Raw genomic sequence first — 16,902 nt, forward strand, 5'->3', positions numbered from 1 at the left:
CCCTGCAGCCGGAAATCGGCAACAACGAACGGCGCGTCCTTGCGCCGGAAGGCGAGCAGCAGCCCTTCTCCGAGATCCGGGCGGTGCATCTGGAACGCGGCCCAGATATCGTATGCTGGCGAATTGGCCAGGAGCGGATAGTAGTCGCCATAGAACAGCGGGCGGGCACGGACGAAATCGGCCATCATCTGTCGGTGCCAATCCCAGGGATACTGCTCCTCGATCGGGAAGCTCTCATAGGGGAAAATGTTAAACTGCATCGCCGCGCTCAGACTGCTGCGGAAGTTAGTGGTGTCGCCCGCGCGCCGGCATCCGCCCAGTACGCCCGTCCCGCTCAGCGGAACCCAGTACGAGAGCCCCATGGTGTGGGTCTGGCCCGGCGTGCCGTCACTAATCCAGCCGCATTGCCAGTCGCTGCGCCACAGCGCGATGCTGCGGCTGATCGTCTCCAGGTCGATGCGCCGTCCGCCGCTGGCGCAGTTGTCGATCACCAGCCCCGGCTGACGCCGGAGCAGTTCATCCCAGAACTCGTAGAGTCCTTCGATATGACGGATCTCCGTCATTCCCTGGCGATCCGGCGCGTCGGCGGCTCGCCAGTACGGCAGCGGATCAAAATTGAAGTCCTGACGGTAGAGCTGCACCCCCTGTTCCACCATGAAGGTTGAAATGAAGTCTGTCATCCAGCGCCGGGCTTCGGGCAGACCGAGATTAAAGAGCACATGACTGCCCGGCTTATGCTCGCCCAGGAACCAGTCCGGGTGTTCGATGGTCAGTGGGGTGCCGTTGACGGCGCGCTCGGGCTCGAACCAAAGCAGGAACTTCATGCCGGCTTTCGCCGCCGCATCGCTGATCGGACGCAGCCCGTTCGGGTGCGCCGCCGGGTTAATGGACCAGTTGCCGACGTGGTGGGCCCAATCCCCGGTAAATTCATCCGGCGAATAGCCGCTGGCGGGTCCGTACCAAGCGGCATCAATCCAGTAGTAATCGTAGCCCAGCTTCTGTCGCTGGTAAGCCTCGATCCGGGCGAGATGATCATGGGTCTTCATGCTGCCCCAGTGCCCGACGGTCAGCGGACTCCGTAACAGTTCGCCGTTCGGCCGCGGCGTATGGTGTGCGAGGACAAAACGCCGCCATGTGTTGTGGCCGGCCTGCGGCTCGCCATCCCAGAAGAGCAGCGCCATACTCGGCGTGCGGATCTCCTCGCCGGGGTGCAACGTCAGGCTGGTCAGCTCCTGTCCGGCAAACAGCCGGACGGTGTCGGCGTTCTCGCGGGCGAACTCGGCCGCCCACTGCCCGCTCCAGCCGATCGCCACGATGACGCCATTCTTACCGCTTTGGAGGTTGAAGAATGGCAGCCAGGTATTGGACGAGCGCCCGCCGCCCGCCGCCATTCTGATCGTTTCGCCAACTGGCAGCGGCACCACCTGGTACTCAAAATCCGCCGGCGTGCAGGGCGACCCGCGCGACCGCCGCAGGCACGTGTCATCGGAGTTCCACGTCCGGGCCCTGTCCGCCGCCCAAGCCATGTCCAACGGCCGGATATCCGCGATGAGCGGCGTATCCGTCTTGCCGGTATTGCGGAAACGCAGCACCCACTCCACAGCCGGGAACCCGGCAAAGGCCTGCTGTTCCATCTCGCACTCCAGGCCGGACTGCGGGTCGCGCCAGGTCACGACCCGCACCTTCACGCCCGCTGCGCCGGGCTTATCCGCACGCTGTACCTGCCACGTGCCGAGCAGTTCGGCCGACGGTTTTCCGCCCAGCCGGAACGAGAAGGGCGGCTTCTGATCGGGCAACGAAGCTCCCGCATACTCTCCCAGTCGCGCCACATGCCCATCCGCCAGTTCCACCTCGACATCCACCCAGTTGGCATGCGCCCAGTCGTTATTGCCGTTCACCTCCCGGACACGCAAGACGACTTCCGTGGCCCCGTTCAAGGCGACATCCACGCGCACAGCCGGCGTGGCGATGCCCACGGCGGCGGAGCGCCACAGCTCGCGCCCACCTGCCTCAACCGAGAAGATCAGCCGCGCCGGACTCCCCTTATTGGGCTCGGCGCTCCGGGTCTTCGATGTGTCATTCATGCCGATCCAGGCGCGTAACATGCGGGTAGGCTGATGCGTCCGCAGCACAATTTCACTCTCGGCGTGGGTGCCCAGACCGTAAGTAAAAGTCTTGCCGGCAATCGTGAGCGGGCCGTCGCTAAAAATAGCGTGGTTGAATTTTAAACTGCCCCACCCCTGCTTCCATGCGTGCACGCGCAAGGCATGCGGGTCTCCGGACCCGGCGGCGGCCGCCGCTGCCCACTCGGCGGAAAACTGCCGCGCCGCCTCGACATTAACAGGGATTAAATCCGCATCTGTAGGGAAACGTGTGTGACGAGTGTTATTCATTGCCCCTCCTTGATATCAATCCATATGGGACTGGTCCAGGCCATGGCCGGCCATGTGAGCGGGGCTTGCACAATCCGCGCGTAGTAAAGGCAGGAGGTCTCGACCAGATCGTCAAACGTGATCATCGCGTCCATGCGCTCGGGACGCGGGGCGGTAGACAGGACTGGGCGGAAGGTCTTATCCACGCCCTTTCGGAATCGCATGAGGTCAACCCGCAGGAGCGTGTCTGTGCCCCAGACATTCAGGGTGATCTTCAGTTTGTCTCCCCGCTGTCTTTTCCCGACCGACCCTGTCCCCAGATCATCCACGGCGAATTCAACCAGGATGCGCTCGCCGGTGGTCGCGTAGCAGGTGCGATGAAGCATGCCGTCGAAGATCTCCTCGCGGGTCAGGGTTTTCGCGAACACGGCGGCGACTCCGCCATGCCGGCGACCGCCTTGTCCGCTGTGCTCGTCGGAGGAGCCAATGACCCCCACGCGCTTGCCGGCCATCCAGTAATCCTGGGCGTAATAGGGGCCGGGAACAGACGTGTTGGCCCGCCGTTCCGGGTTGTGCATGCGGTTGAATTCGTACGCCAGCAGATGCTGGGGATCGTACAGCTCACTTTGGCCGTGTTGCGAGTAGATTTCCATCACCGGACGCAGCCCCCGGTCGTCACACACATCCCAAGCGATGGCCCGCCCGATTCCGCCTCCCTGCGGCAGTTCGCCCCAATTGATCCCCGTATGATGGGGAACCAGCATGACGCGCGAGGGATCGGCCTCTTGTAGTCGCGTAAACGTGTTCGGCGGCGCCTCTGTGCCTTCCGTTCGAATCGCGCGGTAGCGCGCCATGGTTTCCGCGTCACGAAAATAGATGTTGTGGTCGCCGGTCAGCTCTTTCGAGTTCCGCTCATCACCCAGAACCGTGACGAAAGCCCCCGGGCAGTGTGCTTGGTCGGCCCACTCCGTCACCCGGCGATACCCCTCCGGCCCAAGAGCCTCCCAATGGTCGGAAACCCCGGCGAAGTCCAGAGCGCTGACCTCACGAGCATAGACATAGGGGTCTGTGCCCTGGCCGTCATGGGAAAGCTTGGTGTGAATATGAAGGTCGCCCCAATACAGTTTGCGGGTGCCCATGGCAACCTTGACCGCATTCGAAACCGTGTCGCGAAAACGAAATCGGTAAACGCCGTCTTGATCAATGCGGGTACGGACACGCAAAGAGCCCGACAGGCGAAGATGCTCCGCGATCACGGCGCCGTCCGTCCGTGTGAGGCGTTCATCCTCGAACACGGTGCTGGACGCATTCTCGAACCGGTCCAGCGACACGATGAACACATCGAAGTCCTCGCCGGGAACCGCGTACGACGGAACGATGACCCGGAAGCATTGATGCGCGCCGGCGATGACCGTCAAGACAGGCTCTGTCTCAGGGGCTTGTCCGTTGACGCGGAGCCACAGGGCGTCCGTCTCCGCCACGTAGGGGGCAAAGGTATTCGCATAGCGGATATGGATGGGCGTCCCCGCGGGAATGGCGCCACTGACCAGCTCTGCGGTCACCAGGCGTCCATGTCGAACCTCCCCCTCCGGATAGTTCAGGTGTCGCGGCTTGATTGTGAGGGCGAAGCGCGTTTCGGCACCCTCAGGCGTCGTCACCGAGATAAAGTGCGGGTGATCCGGTTTGTCACCCTGCAATTCGCGCGTGTAGCTTGGCCCGGTGATCACCATCCAGCTATTCGGAAACTGGAACTCGATCCGGTCCCGGGGTTTCACGTCCTCGTCTGCCTGCACAACGACCTCAACCCCACACGTTTCCCCCACGTCAAACCGCTTTTGCACGCATTGTGCCAGTAATTGCATAGCCATCATCCCTTGCTGATCGTTACCGTCTTGATCTCAAACGGACGGAATTGCAGGGGGGCGTCCTGCGCAAGCGGTTCGTTCTCCAACGGAGACACGGCGCTGGCCCGGCCACCGCAGGGACCGATCAGGGCGTCAGCCGCCGCAACACCGTAGACTTCCGTCATGCGCAGCACCAGATCATCGCTGTCTTCCGCGCGTTTCACCACGGGGATGATGACATTGGGGGCGCTGTTTTGCAAGAAGGAGTGGCGCGCGGGCAAGGTGGGCTTCCGCCCCTGGCGCAAACGCGCAATCTCCGCCGATTGCAAAACCACGGACGGAAAAACGCTGTTGAACTCGTAGCCCTGATGCGTCAGCCGGTTGGCGGCGACATCTCCGGGGCCGCTGAGAAAGGCGTATTCATGCACCTGAAGCCCGGCGTCTTTCGCCGACGGATCGGTCAGCCGGTTGCATTCCAGCGACCTGGCGTTCCAGACCCTCAGACGCGGGCTGCGCTGCAGCGCCACTTCCATGACTCCGTCCTTGAAGCGGTGCGCCGCGATCCCCTTGTTCAGCAGCGCGCAGGTGTAGTTATCCTGGCGGTTGACCGCCGCGGCCCAATGGACCGCCGGCCACACGCCGTCAGGATTACAGTGCACACCAGCCTTGGGGCGATACGACGGACGCTCAATCATTCCATAGGGAATTTCGTACCAGGCCCGGTCCTGCGGCGTGGTGAACCCAAACGGGAACGGGACCAGCAAGCGCACGTTCTGGCTGTCACACGCGATCGTTGTGCGAATATCAATCCGGTTGCTGCCGGGATAGAGCGACAGTTCCGTGGTCCAGGACAGGCTGTCGATGAGAACCTCGACTTCCGCCGCGGTGAGGTCCCGGATCTTGCACAGGTTGGCCTTGCACACGTCACTGCGCCAATCGCGCGGCAGCTCCCATTCCAGGCGCTTCGGCAAGGTCCCCTGGATGACCAGCCTTTGGAAGGCGCCGGTATACGACCGGACCGTCATGGTGGCCAGGTCGGACAGATTTTTCCGCATGTTGAAGAACTTCAGCCGGTCCCAGAAACTGCCGATGTCGTCCTCGGCCATCAAGTCCGCAGTCCCTTTGCCGGCGACCAGACGGTTGAGCGACTTGTCGAAGATTCCGGTAATCCCCCGCGCATCAAAGTCAATCCGGTAGCGCTCGTTCGCAATGCTGTTGCCCATGCCAGGCGTCAGGCGGTCCAACTCACACCGCCCGCTGACCGCCGCTTCCGCTGAGGCCTGCAGTCCGGCCGCTTCCGCATCCCGGCTGAGGACGCCGGAAACGAGCGCTGCCGCAGGCTGAGTCCGCGGCTGCTTCGAAGGGTTGGCGCGCAGGGTGGCATACCCGCAGGCGGGCAATCCGGCACAGCGGCATTTCAAACGATAGGCCACGGTGTCCAGGGGCATCTCGATACGAGCCCACTCTAGCACATCGGCCCGGCTTCCGTCTGCGGACGTCAGGGTCCATTCGGTCACCTGCTCGTCTTTCGTGATCCCCAGGTCCGCCGCCCGTATCACCACCTCGGTAAACACCGGAGTGACTTCCCAGTTCAGGGGGTTGAACACCGCGACGGTTGCATCAGGGCCGGGCGGCGGCGGCTGAATCTGAGCGCCGATCCGCGCGCACGCCTCCAGCATGTGCCTGCCTGCGCCGCGCCGCACCTGCCGGTTCCACTTCTGCAGTTCGCGCAGGGGACCATCCGGATGGCTGGCGGTAATGCTGTCGTGGAATTGCAGCAGGCTCATCAGGTTCCACCACCGGGCAAACCCCCGACGCGGATAGGCATAGTCGAAAGCAGCGGCAAAGGCGCTGAACTTCTCCGCCGCGAGCAGCAGATGCTCCAATTCCCGGTTCTGGCGCTTGAGCCCGCTGCGGGTGATATAGCAGCCGGTGGCAATGGGATTGCCTTCCGCGCGAACATCAATCTCCTCGGTCGTGACCGTGCCAGCCAGTATCCGGTCCAGGTGCGGCTTCATCCGAGTCTGCCGGATCTGTGCGTGGGTCACAAACCGGATTTCGACGCCCATGCGCGCACCCAGGGCCAGTGTGTCCGCCACAAACGAAGAGGTCTTCACCGTCTCTTCCGTGGTGATATGAATCACGGCGGTGTCATGCGGGCCTTCGGACAGTTGTTTCAACGTGTCTTGCAGGCAGTTGGCCCCATGCTCCACATGCATATCCATGCCGCTGTATTCACAGAAGCGGCACCCTGCGCCCTGGCAGACCGGGCATCGCCGGTACTGGTGATTGACAAAGATGCTGGTTGCCCATGCCGCACTGCCGAAAAAGCCGGATCGAATGCACATCAGCGTTCCGTCAATGCCGCGCCAATAGGGCCGGTCGGGCTGTCCTAACACATGCTCGGTTTCCATCCCAGCCGCCGAATTCCCGCCGAACATCCGGGAATGTATCGGCAGCCAGGGGAGGTCGAACTGACTGAAAATCTGGGGCACCTGGGCGCTCAAGCCGAAGGTGTCCGGCGCGGCACCCGTTTGCGGACGGACGTTGAACGTCTCCTTGAGCCAGCGGAAACTGTACAGAAAATTCCGGTAGATGGATTCCCCGTGTACCAGATTGTAGTCAATCACCGCTTCGCCGCCGCCCAGATGTTCAATCTGGCCCTTGCGGGTCAGTTCTCGCACGAGCGGGAGTTTGTCCGGGTTCTGCTCCAGATACTTCTTGATGGTGCAGGTCTGTTCGATCTCATACGCCGCCGGCGTGTTGGGGAGAATGTCGAACCACCGATCGAATTGCGACGCTTCGCGCTCGCTGTACGAGCGCAGAACAGACCCATCCGTATCCTCCGCATGCTCCTCAAACGCTTTGTTCCATAACGGATCGTGATGGTCACTCAGATTTATGTAGGCGGTTTTCATATAGACTCCTATGACAGAATTAACGGTGGCACACGCTTCAGTTGAAAGTGGTTTCTACGCAGGGGCTCACATCAGACGTCGGAGGTTGGTGCGTGCCCCAGGCGGTGGGTTGTTCGCTCATGGTAAAGGCCAGGACAGTGTCGCCTTTTCGATTAATGTCGCCGGGGATCGAATGGGCCAGGTCCAGCATCAGATGGGCGTCATCACTGGCTGGAAAAGTGAAGCGATAGATCGCCGCATGGCGGGTCGGCGCAAGTTCCGTGAGGATGTCGTATCTCGTCCGCCGAACAGCGCGGGGAAGGACCTCGTTGCGTGACGCGGATGCCGCGCATCCGTCTGGACAGGTCTGTGTTTGAATGCTCATGGTTTTGCGCCAAACACAGGCCGTGCTTCCTGCGCAAGCATCGTATCGGTTTGTTGCAGTTTGTGAAACTTTCTGGAGGCATAGAGGGGGGTGTGCGGCGCGCCGTGCGGCAGGTAGAGAAAGAACGGCTTGTCCTTGGACTTCGTGATAAACTCGATGGCCTCGGTTGTGTAACGTTGCGTCAGTTCGCTGATATTAATCTTGCCCGCTTGCTCAATGATGTTCGTGCCGCGATACAGCTCTCCATTACCGTGGTTGTCACCCGGCATGCCAAAATAGGAGTCAAACCCCTGGCTCGTCGGCAACGTCGCCACTCCTGTTCCCAAATGCCATTTACCAATGCAGGCCGTGGCGTAGCCCTGACCACGCAACAGCTCTGCGATGGTCGCCTCATCCGGATGCAACCCCTTTTCTGAGCGAGTGGGAAGCACACCCATATGCATGCCGACACGCTTGGGATAACAACCTGTCATCAGCGCTGCGCGTGTTGGTGTACAACACACCCCCGCCGCATAAAAATCCGTGAACCGCACCCCTTCCGCCGCCATGCGGTCCAGACAGGGCGTCTTGATGTTTGGCGATCCATAACAGGACAGGTCCGAATAGCCCAGATCATCGGTCAGGATGAAGATAACATTTGGCTTTCCGGCAGGTTTTGTCTCCGCACTCCAGGCGCCATTTATCGCCATACCTGCCAACGCAACTCCCACTGTGCCCAGAAACTCGCGACGATTCATTCTCAACTCCTTTGCCTGCTTCACTTTCAAGATGTGACAATGCGCCGCACAAACATGATCGCGGCCTACCGTCGACCTCCCGCCAGCTCATGGCTGACGAGGTACTGACCAGACTCTTCTGTTTGTGTTACAGGCAATCGCCCTGCCGGCATTCTTTCTTTGTATGCCAAACTGACTCTAAGAGTACATGTATTGGTTCCGATAGTCAACTTCTCGAACGGCCCTGATGTCCTCCCCTCTGCCGCGCGATAGGTGATATTCGGCTGCTCCGGCAATGCCGAGGGGACTCCTAACTGCCGCCATGACGAGGAGCAAGTCGAGTTACGACGATCCCTCTCCATGACGTCTTGCCAACAGGCACCGCTACTGCTGCGGGTTGTTACCCGCCCGAGTTAGCGGAAGCAGTGCCTGTGCGCCCATCCCTGGCTTAATGGCTCCATAGAAGTTTTCGTATTGTTTTTCGGAAGGAACCGGTGCCACGGTAGTTTGGGGCGGTTCGTCTCCGGTCCCTGCGGCCGCACGGCCATACAGGAGCACCTCTTCCCCTTGCTTCAGGTCAATCAGGAAAGCCCCGTTTCCGTCCGGCTTCAGGCTAAAGAATCGCGCACCGTGCGCCAAAACAGTGCCGGGGAGGTTGGGCATTACCCGCAGTGGCGTGCCAGCCAAACTCTTAACCAGCACCCATTGATTGACGCCATTTGAGCGTTTGCCGCTGACCTCGAAGGCGCCCTCGGCAAGAAGCGAGGCAAACTCCACATCACGAAAGGCGTCCGGTATTGCGGGAAAAACCCGGAGAGTATTCTTAATCGTATGCACGAGCATGCAGTGCAGGGACTCCGCTCCGGAGAGAGGTGTTTCAATCACCGGTCCGCCGCCCTCGGTGTACATGGTGTTTGGAAGGAGGACCTCACGGAGGCCGTTCAGGCACTCGAGAGCGAAATTGCCTTCGCCCAGAAGTGCCGCCATGGCTGCGCCACCGGTATAGGAGTAGCCCTGCAGCGCGCCGCGCAGGCCCATCCAGTGGCGGAATGATGTCTCGGCCACGGCGCGCTCGGCCGCATCTTCAAGATCGCAGAGCTGTAGTGGGTAGAGGGCAAACAGGTGCGAGTAGTGGCGGTGCGACACGGCGAAGGGGAGGCCGCGTGCGACCATCAGACCGTTCTCGTCAAGGCAGTACGGGGTGAGATCGCGCAAGCATTCCTTCCAAAGTGCCGAATGCGCGTCGGTAATCCCCAGTTCATGCTCCGCATCGAGGAGCGTGGTGAGCCCCCAGCGAAGGAGGGCCAGGTCGTAGCTGGTATCGTGTGCCGGACAAAAAGTGGAACGCGCGGGGTCCCCGGGTGTGGGGTACTCGGGAGAGGTGGTGCGAGGGAGGTGCAGTTTTCCATCCGCACCCCGCTCCAGAAGTGCACGCGGAACCTCAACAGCGGCACGGAGCACGGGGTAGACCGTTTCCGCCAGATAGTGCCGGTCCATGGTGTAACGATACTGGTCATGGAGCAGCTTGGCGATCCAGGTGAAGTTGCCGAGCTCGAAGATTCCTTCGATTCCCTGCTGGATCGCCTCGCGCGCTGGGAGGCTGTTGTGTGTGCATTCGCGGCCGGAACTGCGCCCCATGTACATCCCATCGGGGGTAACGGGGGCGGCATTCTGACGCATCTGCTCTTCGTAGCGGTGGATGGTGTTGGCGAGCGAGCGTGCGAGATCCACACGGTTGGCTTTGCAGAGGGGGCTGTAGGCAAGCTGGACATTCAGGTTCCACCAGGTACCGGGCCAAGCCGAGTCCGTCAACCAGACCCCCTGGTTATCGATCACCTCGTCCATCTCCCCGCGGGTGGCGCTCGCTAGCTTGTAGAGCTGAATGTGGTAAAAGGCCTCCCAGCGGGTATCGCTGAGGGAGAGAAAGCTTCTCCGCCACCAGGAGTGCCACCACGCGCGATGCTCATCTTCAAGGGCGGCAAGCCCCATGGTAACAGCGTCGTCAACGGCTGCCCGCGCAGCCTTCCGGGCCACGCCATTCTCCCGTGAGTGCTGGATACTCAACAGGTACCTATCACGCTGAAAATTATCCAAAACGTCATGCTGCGACCCCTTCATAGCGCGGAGTGCAACGGCGCATTCACCGGAAATGGCGCCGGCGTCATTTACCAGCTCCTGGACCGAAAGGGTGATGTCACCGGTGGTGGTTAAGACCGGCTTGGGAGGAAGGGGGGTCGCTGCATCCGCCACCTCGGGACTTACCCATTCCAAGCGGGGGCTGACGCCGTGGGCAGGGTGGAGCGAAACCTGGGGCCGCGCGGAAGCAGTCATCGTCTTCGGGTAAGTGACGACGAGCATCAGCACATCACGCACCGCATCGGCGAAGGCCCGCCAGGAGATATTCCCCGCAGGGGTTTCCGTTGCTCCGGTTGCCTCCGCGTCATACAGTCCCAGGCGCATCTGCTCCGTCGTGCCTGCCGGAGTTGCAGCAGAGTAGCCTGCTGTCAGCACCAGGTCGCCGATAGGAATGCGCGGCACGCACCAGTCCACTCCCTTGAGGAAGTTATGTGCCTCGGCGTCGTTACGGCCGAGCTCGAAGCACAACCCTGTAGCCGATTTCTTGTAGATGGAGGCACCGATCATACCGTTGCCGATAAAGGCGCACTCCCCCCAGTCAACACGGGTACATGCGGGCCGGTCGGGGTAGTAACGGCCGCCACGATGAACCAGGTAGGGCCAGGTCGGGTCGAGGCGTGAGAGAAAGGATCGGTAATCAATTGTGTCGGTCATGGCATGCGCTTTCGCTGAGCAAAATCAGGAACTTTAGGGCTGCTTGAGGCCATCCTTGTATGCCAAGCCGACGGTAAGCCTGAAGGTGTTGGTTCCGATGTTCAGCTTCTCAAACGGCCCGGGCGTCGGATTCATGCCGCGCGCCGCGCCAAGCAGGTCTGTGGTAACGTCCATCGGGGTTCCGTCGGGGTGTTCCATGCCGACGCCGGTCAGGAAGTTCGTGCCCAACATGGCGCTGGTGACAATCGGCGCGGTCACGCCTGGAAAGCCGGCGTCCACCACAAAGGTGATCTCCGCGCCGTCGGGCAGGGACGTCAGAGTGAAGCCCGGATCGAAATCGGAAACCACGCGCGAATGGGTGCCTTCAAAGGCCGCCTTCTTGGCGCCTTTGTAATACACGTTGAAATCGGCGGCTTTGGGTTGCTCGGTCTGCTTGCCGCCTGGGCCGACGCCGACATAGATGTTGTTGTAGAATCGGTCGGACCCCGTCTCCATGTTCCAGTCGCCGATCTTGTCATACGTGTGAGGCTTGTAATACGCGGCCTGGCGCCCATCTCCGGCGAAAGACGTCCCGGCATCAATCATGAGATTATGGACCAGCAGGACCTGATGCGCCTGCTCTTTAACGCCTTTGCCCACAATCACATTGTTGTCAGCGAGGTGACCGCCGATGTTCTTTTCGAAATACAGGGCCGTCTGAGCCGTGTTGTAGATAATATTTCCCGTAATCCTCAAATTCTGATTGGCCCAGTCGATCCAGATGCCGTGATGGACCCCATTTCCTTTGCCGTACACACCGCGGATCACGTTGTTCTTAATAGTGTAGTCGGCCGCGCCGTGAATCTTGATGCCGGCCGTTTCCCAGCCGCCAAACTCCATGAGCGGGTTGATCTCCTCGATCAGGTTGCCCTCGATCAGGCTCACGCCCCAGTTGCCGCCACTGCCGCAGATGCCGGATTGACCGCAATTGCGGATGATGTTGCCGCGGACCAGATGATGGCCCCTTGCGGCGTAATTCTTGCTGGTGTCGTTTTGCAGTGAACCGCTGACAATGCCGACCGTCCGCGAGTCAGAGATGATATTTTTCTCAATGATCCAGTGCGTACCGCGATAGGTGCTAATCAGCCCTTCCTGATCCGACGTTTTCGGACTGGGCGGCGACCAGTTCGGCGCCCCGTGCGACAGGTGGAAGCCGCGCAGCGTGATGTAGTTCACCCCGCCATCCAGAATGGGGCGGAAGACGGATTTCCTCATGGTCACTTCGGCGATGCCGGCATTGGGATTTGCGCCGCCGAAGTTGGCATAGATCACCGTGCTGCCCCTGTCCTGCTTCACGTACCACGTCTTGGGCGTCGCCGTCACATCGGCCAAGACGCGCTGTTCCCGGTATTGTTCCCCTTCGTAAAACACCTGTCCCCGGTGAAACTTGCCTTCGCCATAGCCCATCCAGGCTTCCTTGACAAAAACCGTATAGGGGTTAAACGCGCCAAAGACGGCGTTGGAGATGCTCACCTGATAGGTATTTCCGCTGTGCACGGTCCAATTGGTGAACTGGTCGGAACCCTTCCAGTAAACCTTCTCCCCCTCAGCGGCGCGATAGGTGATCCGTTGCGTCTCCGAGCGTCCCCCGCGCGGCGGGATCACCTCCTCGCGATAGGTTCCCGCGTGGACCGTGCACACATCCCCTGGCTGCATCACCGTGGCCGCCTTCTGAATCGTCAGGAAGGGCTGGGCTGACGATCCGGCATTGGAATCGCTACCCAGCTTCGAAACGTGATAGTCGGCCGCCCGGACAAAGCCGGCCGCGCCCGCAACCGCAACCAAACCCCAAAGAACGTTTTTGTTCCTCATGAAACCCACCGTTCGAACGCGTCGCTCTTTCGCCTGTCCCAGTTCCCGACACGTGTCAGACCGTACGGGAACACGCGCTGCGCTGCGTGCCCGAACGCACACAAGCTGAAAACCGGCCAGAAGGAGAAAGCTATCGTTGGTGGCATACGATAGATGATACGGGGCCGCGTTACAAGATCGGAGTGAACGCGCAATCTTTCGCCTTGCCTTTCCGGCAGCCAAGTGCCACAATCCGACCGCATATTTCTATGCAACACATGCATTCGGACAGGGTTTTTCATGCGCATTCTCCACCGTTACGTGCTCACCTCGTTTCTTGTGCCGCTGGCTTACTGCTTGGTGACGTTCATCTCGCTCTATGTCGTTGTTGAACTGATCGGCTCCTTCTCCATGCTGACCGCAACCAAACCCCCGTTCGGCGTGGTCGTGGGGTACTTTGCGGGCGTTGTTGCTCCGTTCCTCGAATGGCTGCTGGCCGCTTCCTTACTGCTCGCCTCGCTCTACACCATGTGGCAGCTTTGCCGCCACAGCGAGGTTACGGCGATGCGGGCCAGCGGGCTGGGCTTTGGGACCATCATTGCACCGCTGGTCAGCGTGGCGGTCCTGTTGTCGCTCGTGAGCGCGCTGAATCTCGAGTTCTACGCTCCGGACGCATCTGAAAACACCCAGCGGCTCGAAAAAAACCAATTCCGCCAGGAAGCCGGCGACATCCGTGAGAACATTCATTACTACAACACCTCTGAACGACGCAACTGGCGCATCAACCGGATGGATGTCTCCTCGCCGCAGGTTCTGTATGGCGTGCGAATCACCTGCGAGCGACCCAACGGCACCCGCGAGGTTGAAGTGGCCTGCAAACAGGCCGAATACCGCGACGGCGTGTGGTTGCTGTGCTATCCCCAATACATCTGGTTTGACGAGCTCGACATGCAGGTGGAATCGCGCATGCCTCAGCTCGACAAACTCTCGCTCCGCCTCATGCCGTCACTGAACGAGATTCCTGCCGACTTTGTGAATGAAACCCGCGAATGGTCGCGCCTGCCCATCCGCGCGCGTCTGCGCTATTTGCGTGTCCATCCCGACCTCAGCGATGAAGAACGCGATTCAAAATGGTACGATATTCACTCCCGTTTCGCTTCGCCCTGGGCTTGCACGGTCATCACCCTCTTCGCCATTCCCATGGGTGTCGCAACCGGCCGGCAGGGCGTCTTCAAGGGGATTCTGACCGCGATCGCCCTCTTTTTCGCCTTTTTCGTCGCGGTCAACGGCTGTATGATCCTTGCGAAGCGGGGATTGCTCCCGCCCCTGATCGGCGCCTGGATGCCGAACGCCTCCTTCCTTGCGGCCGGCCTCTACCTGCTCTGGCGCCAACGGTGAACGCGCCGACGCGCATCCCGCCCCTGCGCACGTCTGCCGCTGGCCCGAAGTTCTGGATGGCCGCGCCGGTCGCAGCCGAATGCGATTGACTCCCCGCGCCGTTAGCGTTTTGAGTTGAGTATTTCCGCGAGACCGTCTATAAAGGGCGGCGTTCTCACCCATTTACGGAGAGGTGGCCGAGTTGGTCTAAGGCGCAGCACTGGAAATGCTGTGTGCTCTTACGGGCACCGGGGGTTCGAATCCCTCCCTCTCCGCCACTTTGCCTAAGAAAGGGAAAGCGATGAACCTGTTGATTGCTCTCATGATCCTGACGATGCCGGTGCTATCGGCTCTTGCCCAAACGGGGGCTACGGCGACGGACCTGAAGACGCTGTACAAGGCCGGTAGTTCGCAGCTGGAGGCCGAGTCCAAGTCAGCCTACGTGAGCGCCCTGGGCCTGGTCCGCAGGACCTTCATCCAGTCCGGGGATGTGGACGGGGTTGAGGCCGTGGATGCTGAAATCACACGGCTTGAGAAGGGCGGGATGCTCGACGCCGGCACCACCAATGCCAACACGGGAGTCTCGGCCGTAGCCCTGCGTCATGTCCTGGGGCACGACAAGAAACTGAGCGGTTGGATGGACCAGTATATGAAGAAGCTGGAAACGGCCGTCAAGTCATCGCTTCAGGCTAACAAGATTGAAGAGGCGAAGCTGTGGAAGGCTGAGTTGGAGCGAATCAGGCTAATCAAATCAGAGATCGACTCCAGAATCGCGATGCAAGGGGGGGCGAGCGACACGCAGGTCTTTCCGAGTGTCCCTGCCGCGAAGAAGACCGCGCCGGCTGATTCAGTGACGTTCAGGGGACACCACTACAAGCACTTTTCCGAAGCCGTAACGTGGGACGCCGCCAACATGCGGTGCAACCACTTGGGCGGCCATCTGGTGACGATCTCTGACGCCGAAGAAAATAATTTCGTTCTGAACCTCAGCGGCGCATGGGACACGTGGATTGGACTGCGGAAAACAGGCTCTCAATTTGTCTGGGTTGACAAGTCCCCGATGAACTACACAAACTGGGGGCCAGGTCAGCCCGACGCCATCAAGGTCAGGGGCAGAATGGAGGTCGAGAACGCGGGCGTGCTGATCGGGAATAGACAGAATCAGCCCTATGACTGGATGGGGCAATGGCCCGGCCGATGGTGTGACTTGCTGGGCAACCAGATCAATCCGGATGTCAAAGGTTTCGTCTGCGAGTGGGACTACTGAGAGGCCGGTCCTGAACCGGTCGTTCCTCAGCCTCTACCCATCGTTCTGCGTCTTTCCTACCCCCGCGCCACAGGGAAGCACGGCCGTCACGGAATAATTCCCATGCCTTTGAGCACCGACAGCATGATGGCCGCCGCCATGACCGAGCCGATCTGCCCGCCGGTGTTGGCGCCCACGGCGTGCATCAGCAGGTAGTTGGACGGATTGTATTTAAGCCCCTCCTTCTGCGCGACCCGAGCGGCCATGGGATAGGCCGAAATACCCGCCGCCCCGATCAGCGGGTTGACCCGGCCTCCGGTCGTGAAGCACATGAGCTTGCCGAAGAGGACGCCGCACACCGTGTCGAGGCAGATGGCCACGAAGCCAAACAGGAGGATCATCAGGGTCTGCGAGGTCAGAAACGCGACGCCATTCATGGTCGCGCCGATGGAGATGCCGAGAAAGAGCGTCACCACGTTGGCGATCTCGTTCTCGGTGGCCTTGGTCAAGCGACTCACCACGCCGCATTCCCGCATCAGGTTGCCGAGCATGATCGTGGCGATCAGGGGAAGCCCCTGGGGGGCGACCAGACCACCGAAAATGGTCACCATGATCGGAAAGATGATCCGGGCGTTCTTCGACACCGGATTCGTCTTTTTGGCCCGCTCGGTCATGTTGATGGCGCGTTCCTTTTCTGTCGTCAGCAGCCGCATGATGGGGGGCTGGATGATCGGCACCAGTGACATGTAAGAGTAGGCCGCGACGGAGACGGCCGCCAGCAGATGGGGCGCGTAGCGCGAGGCGACAAAGATGGCCGTCGGCCCGTCACAGGCGCCGATGACACCGATCGTCACCGCGTCCAGCTTGTCGAACCCGAAGAGCAGGGCCAGCCCGATTGTCAGGAAAATGCCGAACTGGCCGGCTGCACCCAGCAGAAAGATCTTCGGGTTCTCCAGCAACGGGCCGAAGTCGGTCATGGCGCCGATGCCGATGAAGATCAGCAGCGGGAAGAGCTCGTTCGCGATGCCCATGTTGTATAGGGTGCGCAGAAAGCCGCCCTCGCCCATCAGGTTGGCCAGGGGAATGTTGACCAGAATGGCGCCGAAGCCGATCGGCACCAGCAGCAGCGGTTCGACATCCTTCTTGATCGCGAGGTAGAGCAGCACGCCACCCACCGCAATCATCACGAGGTTTGACACGTGCAAATGGGCCACGCCTGCACCGAGCCCGCTCAACCCATTCAGTATGGCCTCAAACATGGATATCTCCCGTTGCTCTGTGTTCTAGTGGGCGTCGATGTCCCGATGGGGAAACATTTTTTTCAATAACTCCATCAACACCGCGAGCGTGGCAAGCGCCACCAGTGTGCCGCCCATACCGACCACAAGCAGGGTAAGGCCGAATGTCAGTGCGTCCATATTCACGTTCCTTTGACCAAACGATCC

At 60.7% G+C, this 16,902-nt stretch carries 10 protein-coding genes and 1 tRNA gene; 3 read left to right on the plus strand and 8 right to left on the minus strand.

Annotation, left to right across the window (positions count from 1 at the left end; all coding sequences use genetic code 11):
• The 7 genes from FJ222_06020 to FJ222_06050 form a co-directional block, all read right to left on the minus strand.
• Positions 1 to 2,393, minus strand: a 2,393-nt coding sequence (locus tag FJ222_06020) for a hypothetical protein (protein MBM4163981.1), incomplete at its 3' end; no start/stop codon positions are given.
• Positions 2,390 to 4,243, minus strand: a complete 1,854-nt coding sequence (locus FJ222_06025; protein ID MBM4163982.1) for a DUF3604 domain-containing protein — start codon at positions 4,241 to 4,243, stop codon at positions 2,390 to 2,392. The genes FJ222_06025 and FJ222_06020, both read right to left, overlap by 4 nt.
• Entirely contained in the window at positions 4,240 to 7,134 is a 2,895-nt protein-coding gene (locus FJ222_06030; protein MBM4163983.1) for a hypothetical protein, read from the minus strand. The genes FJ222_06025 and FJ222_06030 overlap by 4 nt, the downstream gene beginning before the upstream one ends.
• A 37-nt stretch (positions 7,135 to 7,171) precedes the next feature.
• Positions 7,172 to 7,498, minus strand: coding sequence for a hypothetical protein (locus tag FJ222_06035; protein ID MBM4163984.1), 327 nt, complete (start codon positions 7,496 to 7,498; stop codon positions 7,172 to 7,174).
• The gene (locus tag FJ222_06040) at positions 7,495 to 8,235 is read right to left on the minus strand and encodes a hypothetical protein (GenBank protein MBM4163985.1); all 741 of its coding nucleotides are present in this window, start codon (positions 8,233 to 8,235) and stop codon (positions 7,495 to 7,497) included. Before FJ222_06040 ends, FJ222_06035 begins: the two co-directional genes overlap by 4 nt.
• 363 nt (positions 8,236 to 8,598) lie before the next feature.
• Positions 8,599 to 11,004: a hypothetical protein gene (locus tag FJ222_06045; protein MBM4163986.1), complete on the minus strand. Its 2,406-nt coding sequence runs from the start codon at positions 11,002 to 11,004 to the stop codon at positions 8,599 to 8,601.
• A 33-nt stretch (positions 11,005 to 11,037) separates the two neighbouring features.
• On the minus strand, positions 11,038 to 12,855 hold the full coding sequence (locus tag FJ222_06050; GenBank protein ID MBM4163987.1) for a DUF1565 domain-containing protein: 1,818 nt from the start codon (positions 12,853 to 12,855) through the stop codon (positions 11,038 to 11,040).
• A gap of 279 nt (positions 12,856 to 13,134) precedes the next feature.
• Here FJ222_06050 and FJ222_06055 point away from each other — a divergent pair, with 279 nt between their 5' ends.
• The 3 genes from FJ222_06055 (at position 13,135) to FJ222_06065 (ending at position 15,478) form a co-directional block, all read left to right on the plus strand.
• Positions 13,135 to 14,232 (plus strand): YjgP/YjgQ family permease, encoded by a 1,098-nt coding sequence (locus FJ222_06055; GenBank protein MBM4163988.1) that lies wholly within the window; start codon positions 13,135 to 13,137, stop codon positions 14,230 to 14,232.
• A 166-nt stretch (positions 14,233 to 14,398) separates the two neighbouring features.
• Positions 14,399 to 14,489: transfer RNA gene (locus FJ222_06060), tRNA-Ser, on the plus strand.
• A gap of 23 nt (positions 14,490 to 14,512) precedes the next feature.
• Positions 14,513 to 15,478 (plus strand): C-type lectin domain-containing protein, encoded by a 966-nt coding sequence (locus tag FJ222_06065; protein MBM4163989.1) that lies wholly within the window; start codon positions 14,513 to 14,515, stop codon positions 15,476 to 15,478.
• Positions 15,479 to 15,564: 86 nt separating this feature from the next.
• On the opposite strand, the gene FJ222_06070 is transcribed toward FJ222_06065, so the two are convergent.
• Positions 15,565 to 16,716: a sodium ion-translocating decarboxylase subunit beta gene (locus tag FJ222_06070; protein MBM4163990.1), complete on the minus strand. Its 1,152-nt coding sequence runs from the start codon at positions 16,714 to 16,716 to the stop codon at positions 15,565 to 15,567.
• Positions 16,717 to 16,902 lie beyond the last annotated feature (186 nt).

The organism is Lentisphaerota bacterium (assembly GCA_016873675.1).
In the GTDB taxonomy this organism is placed as follows: Bacteria; Verrucomicrobiota; Kiritimatiellia; order RFP12; family JAAYNR01; genus VGWG01.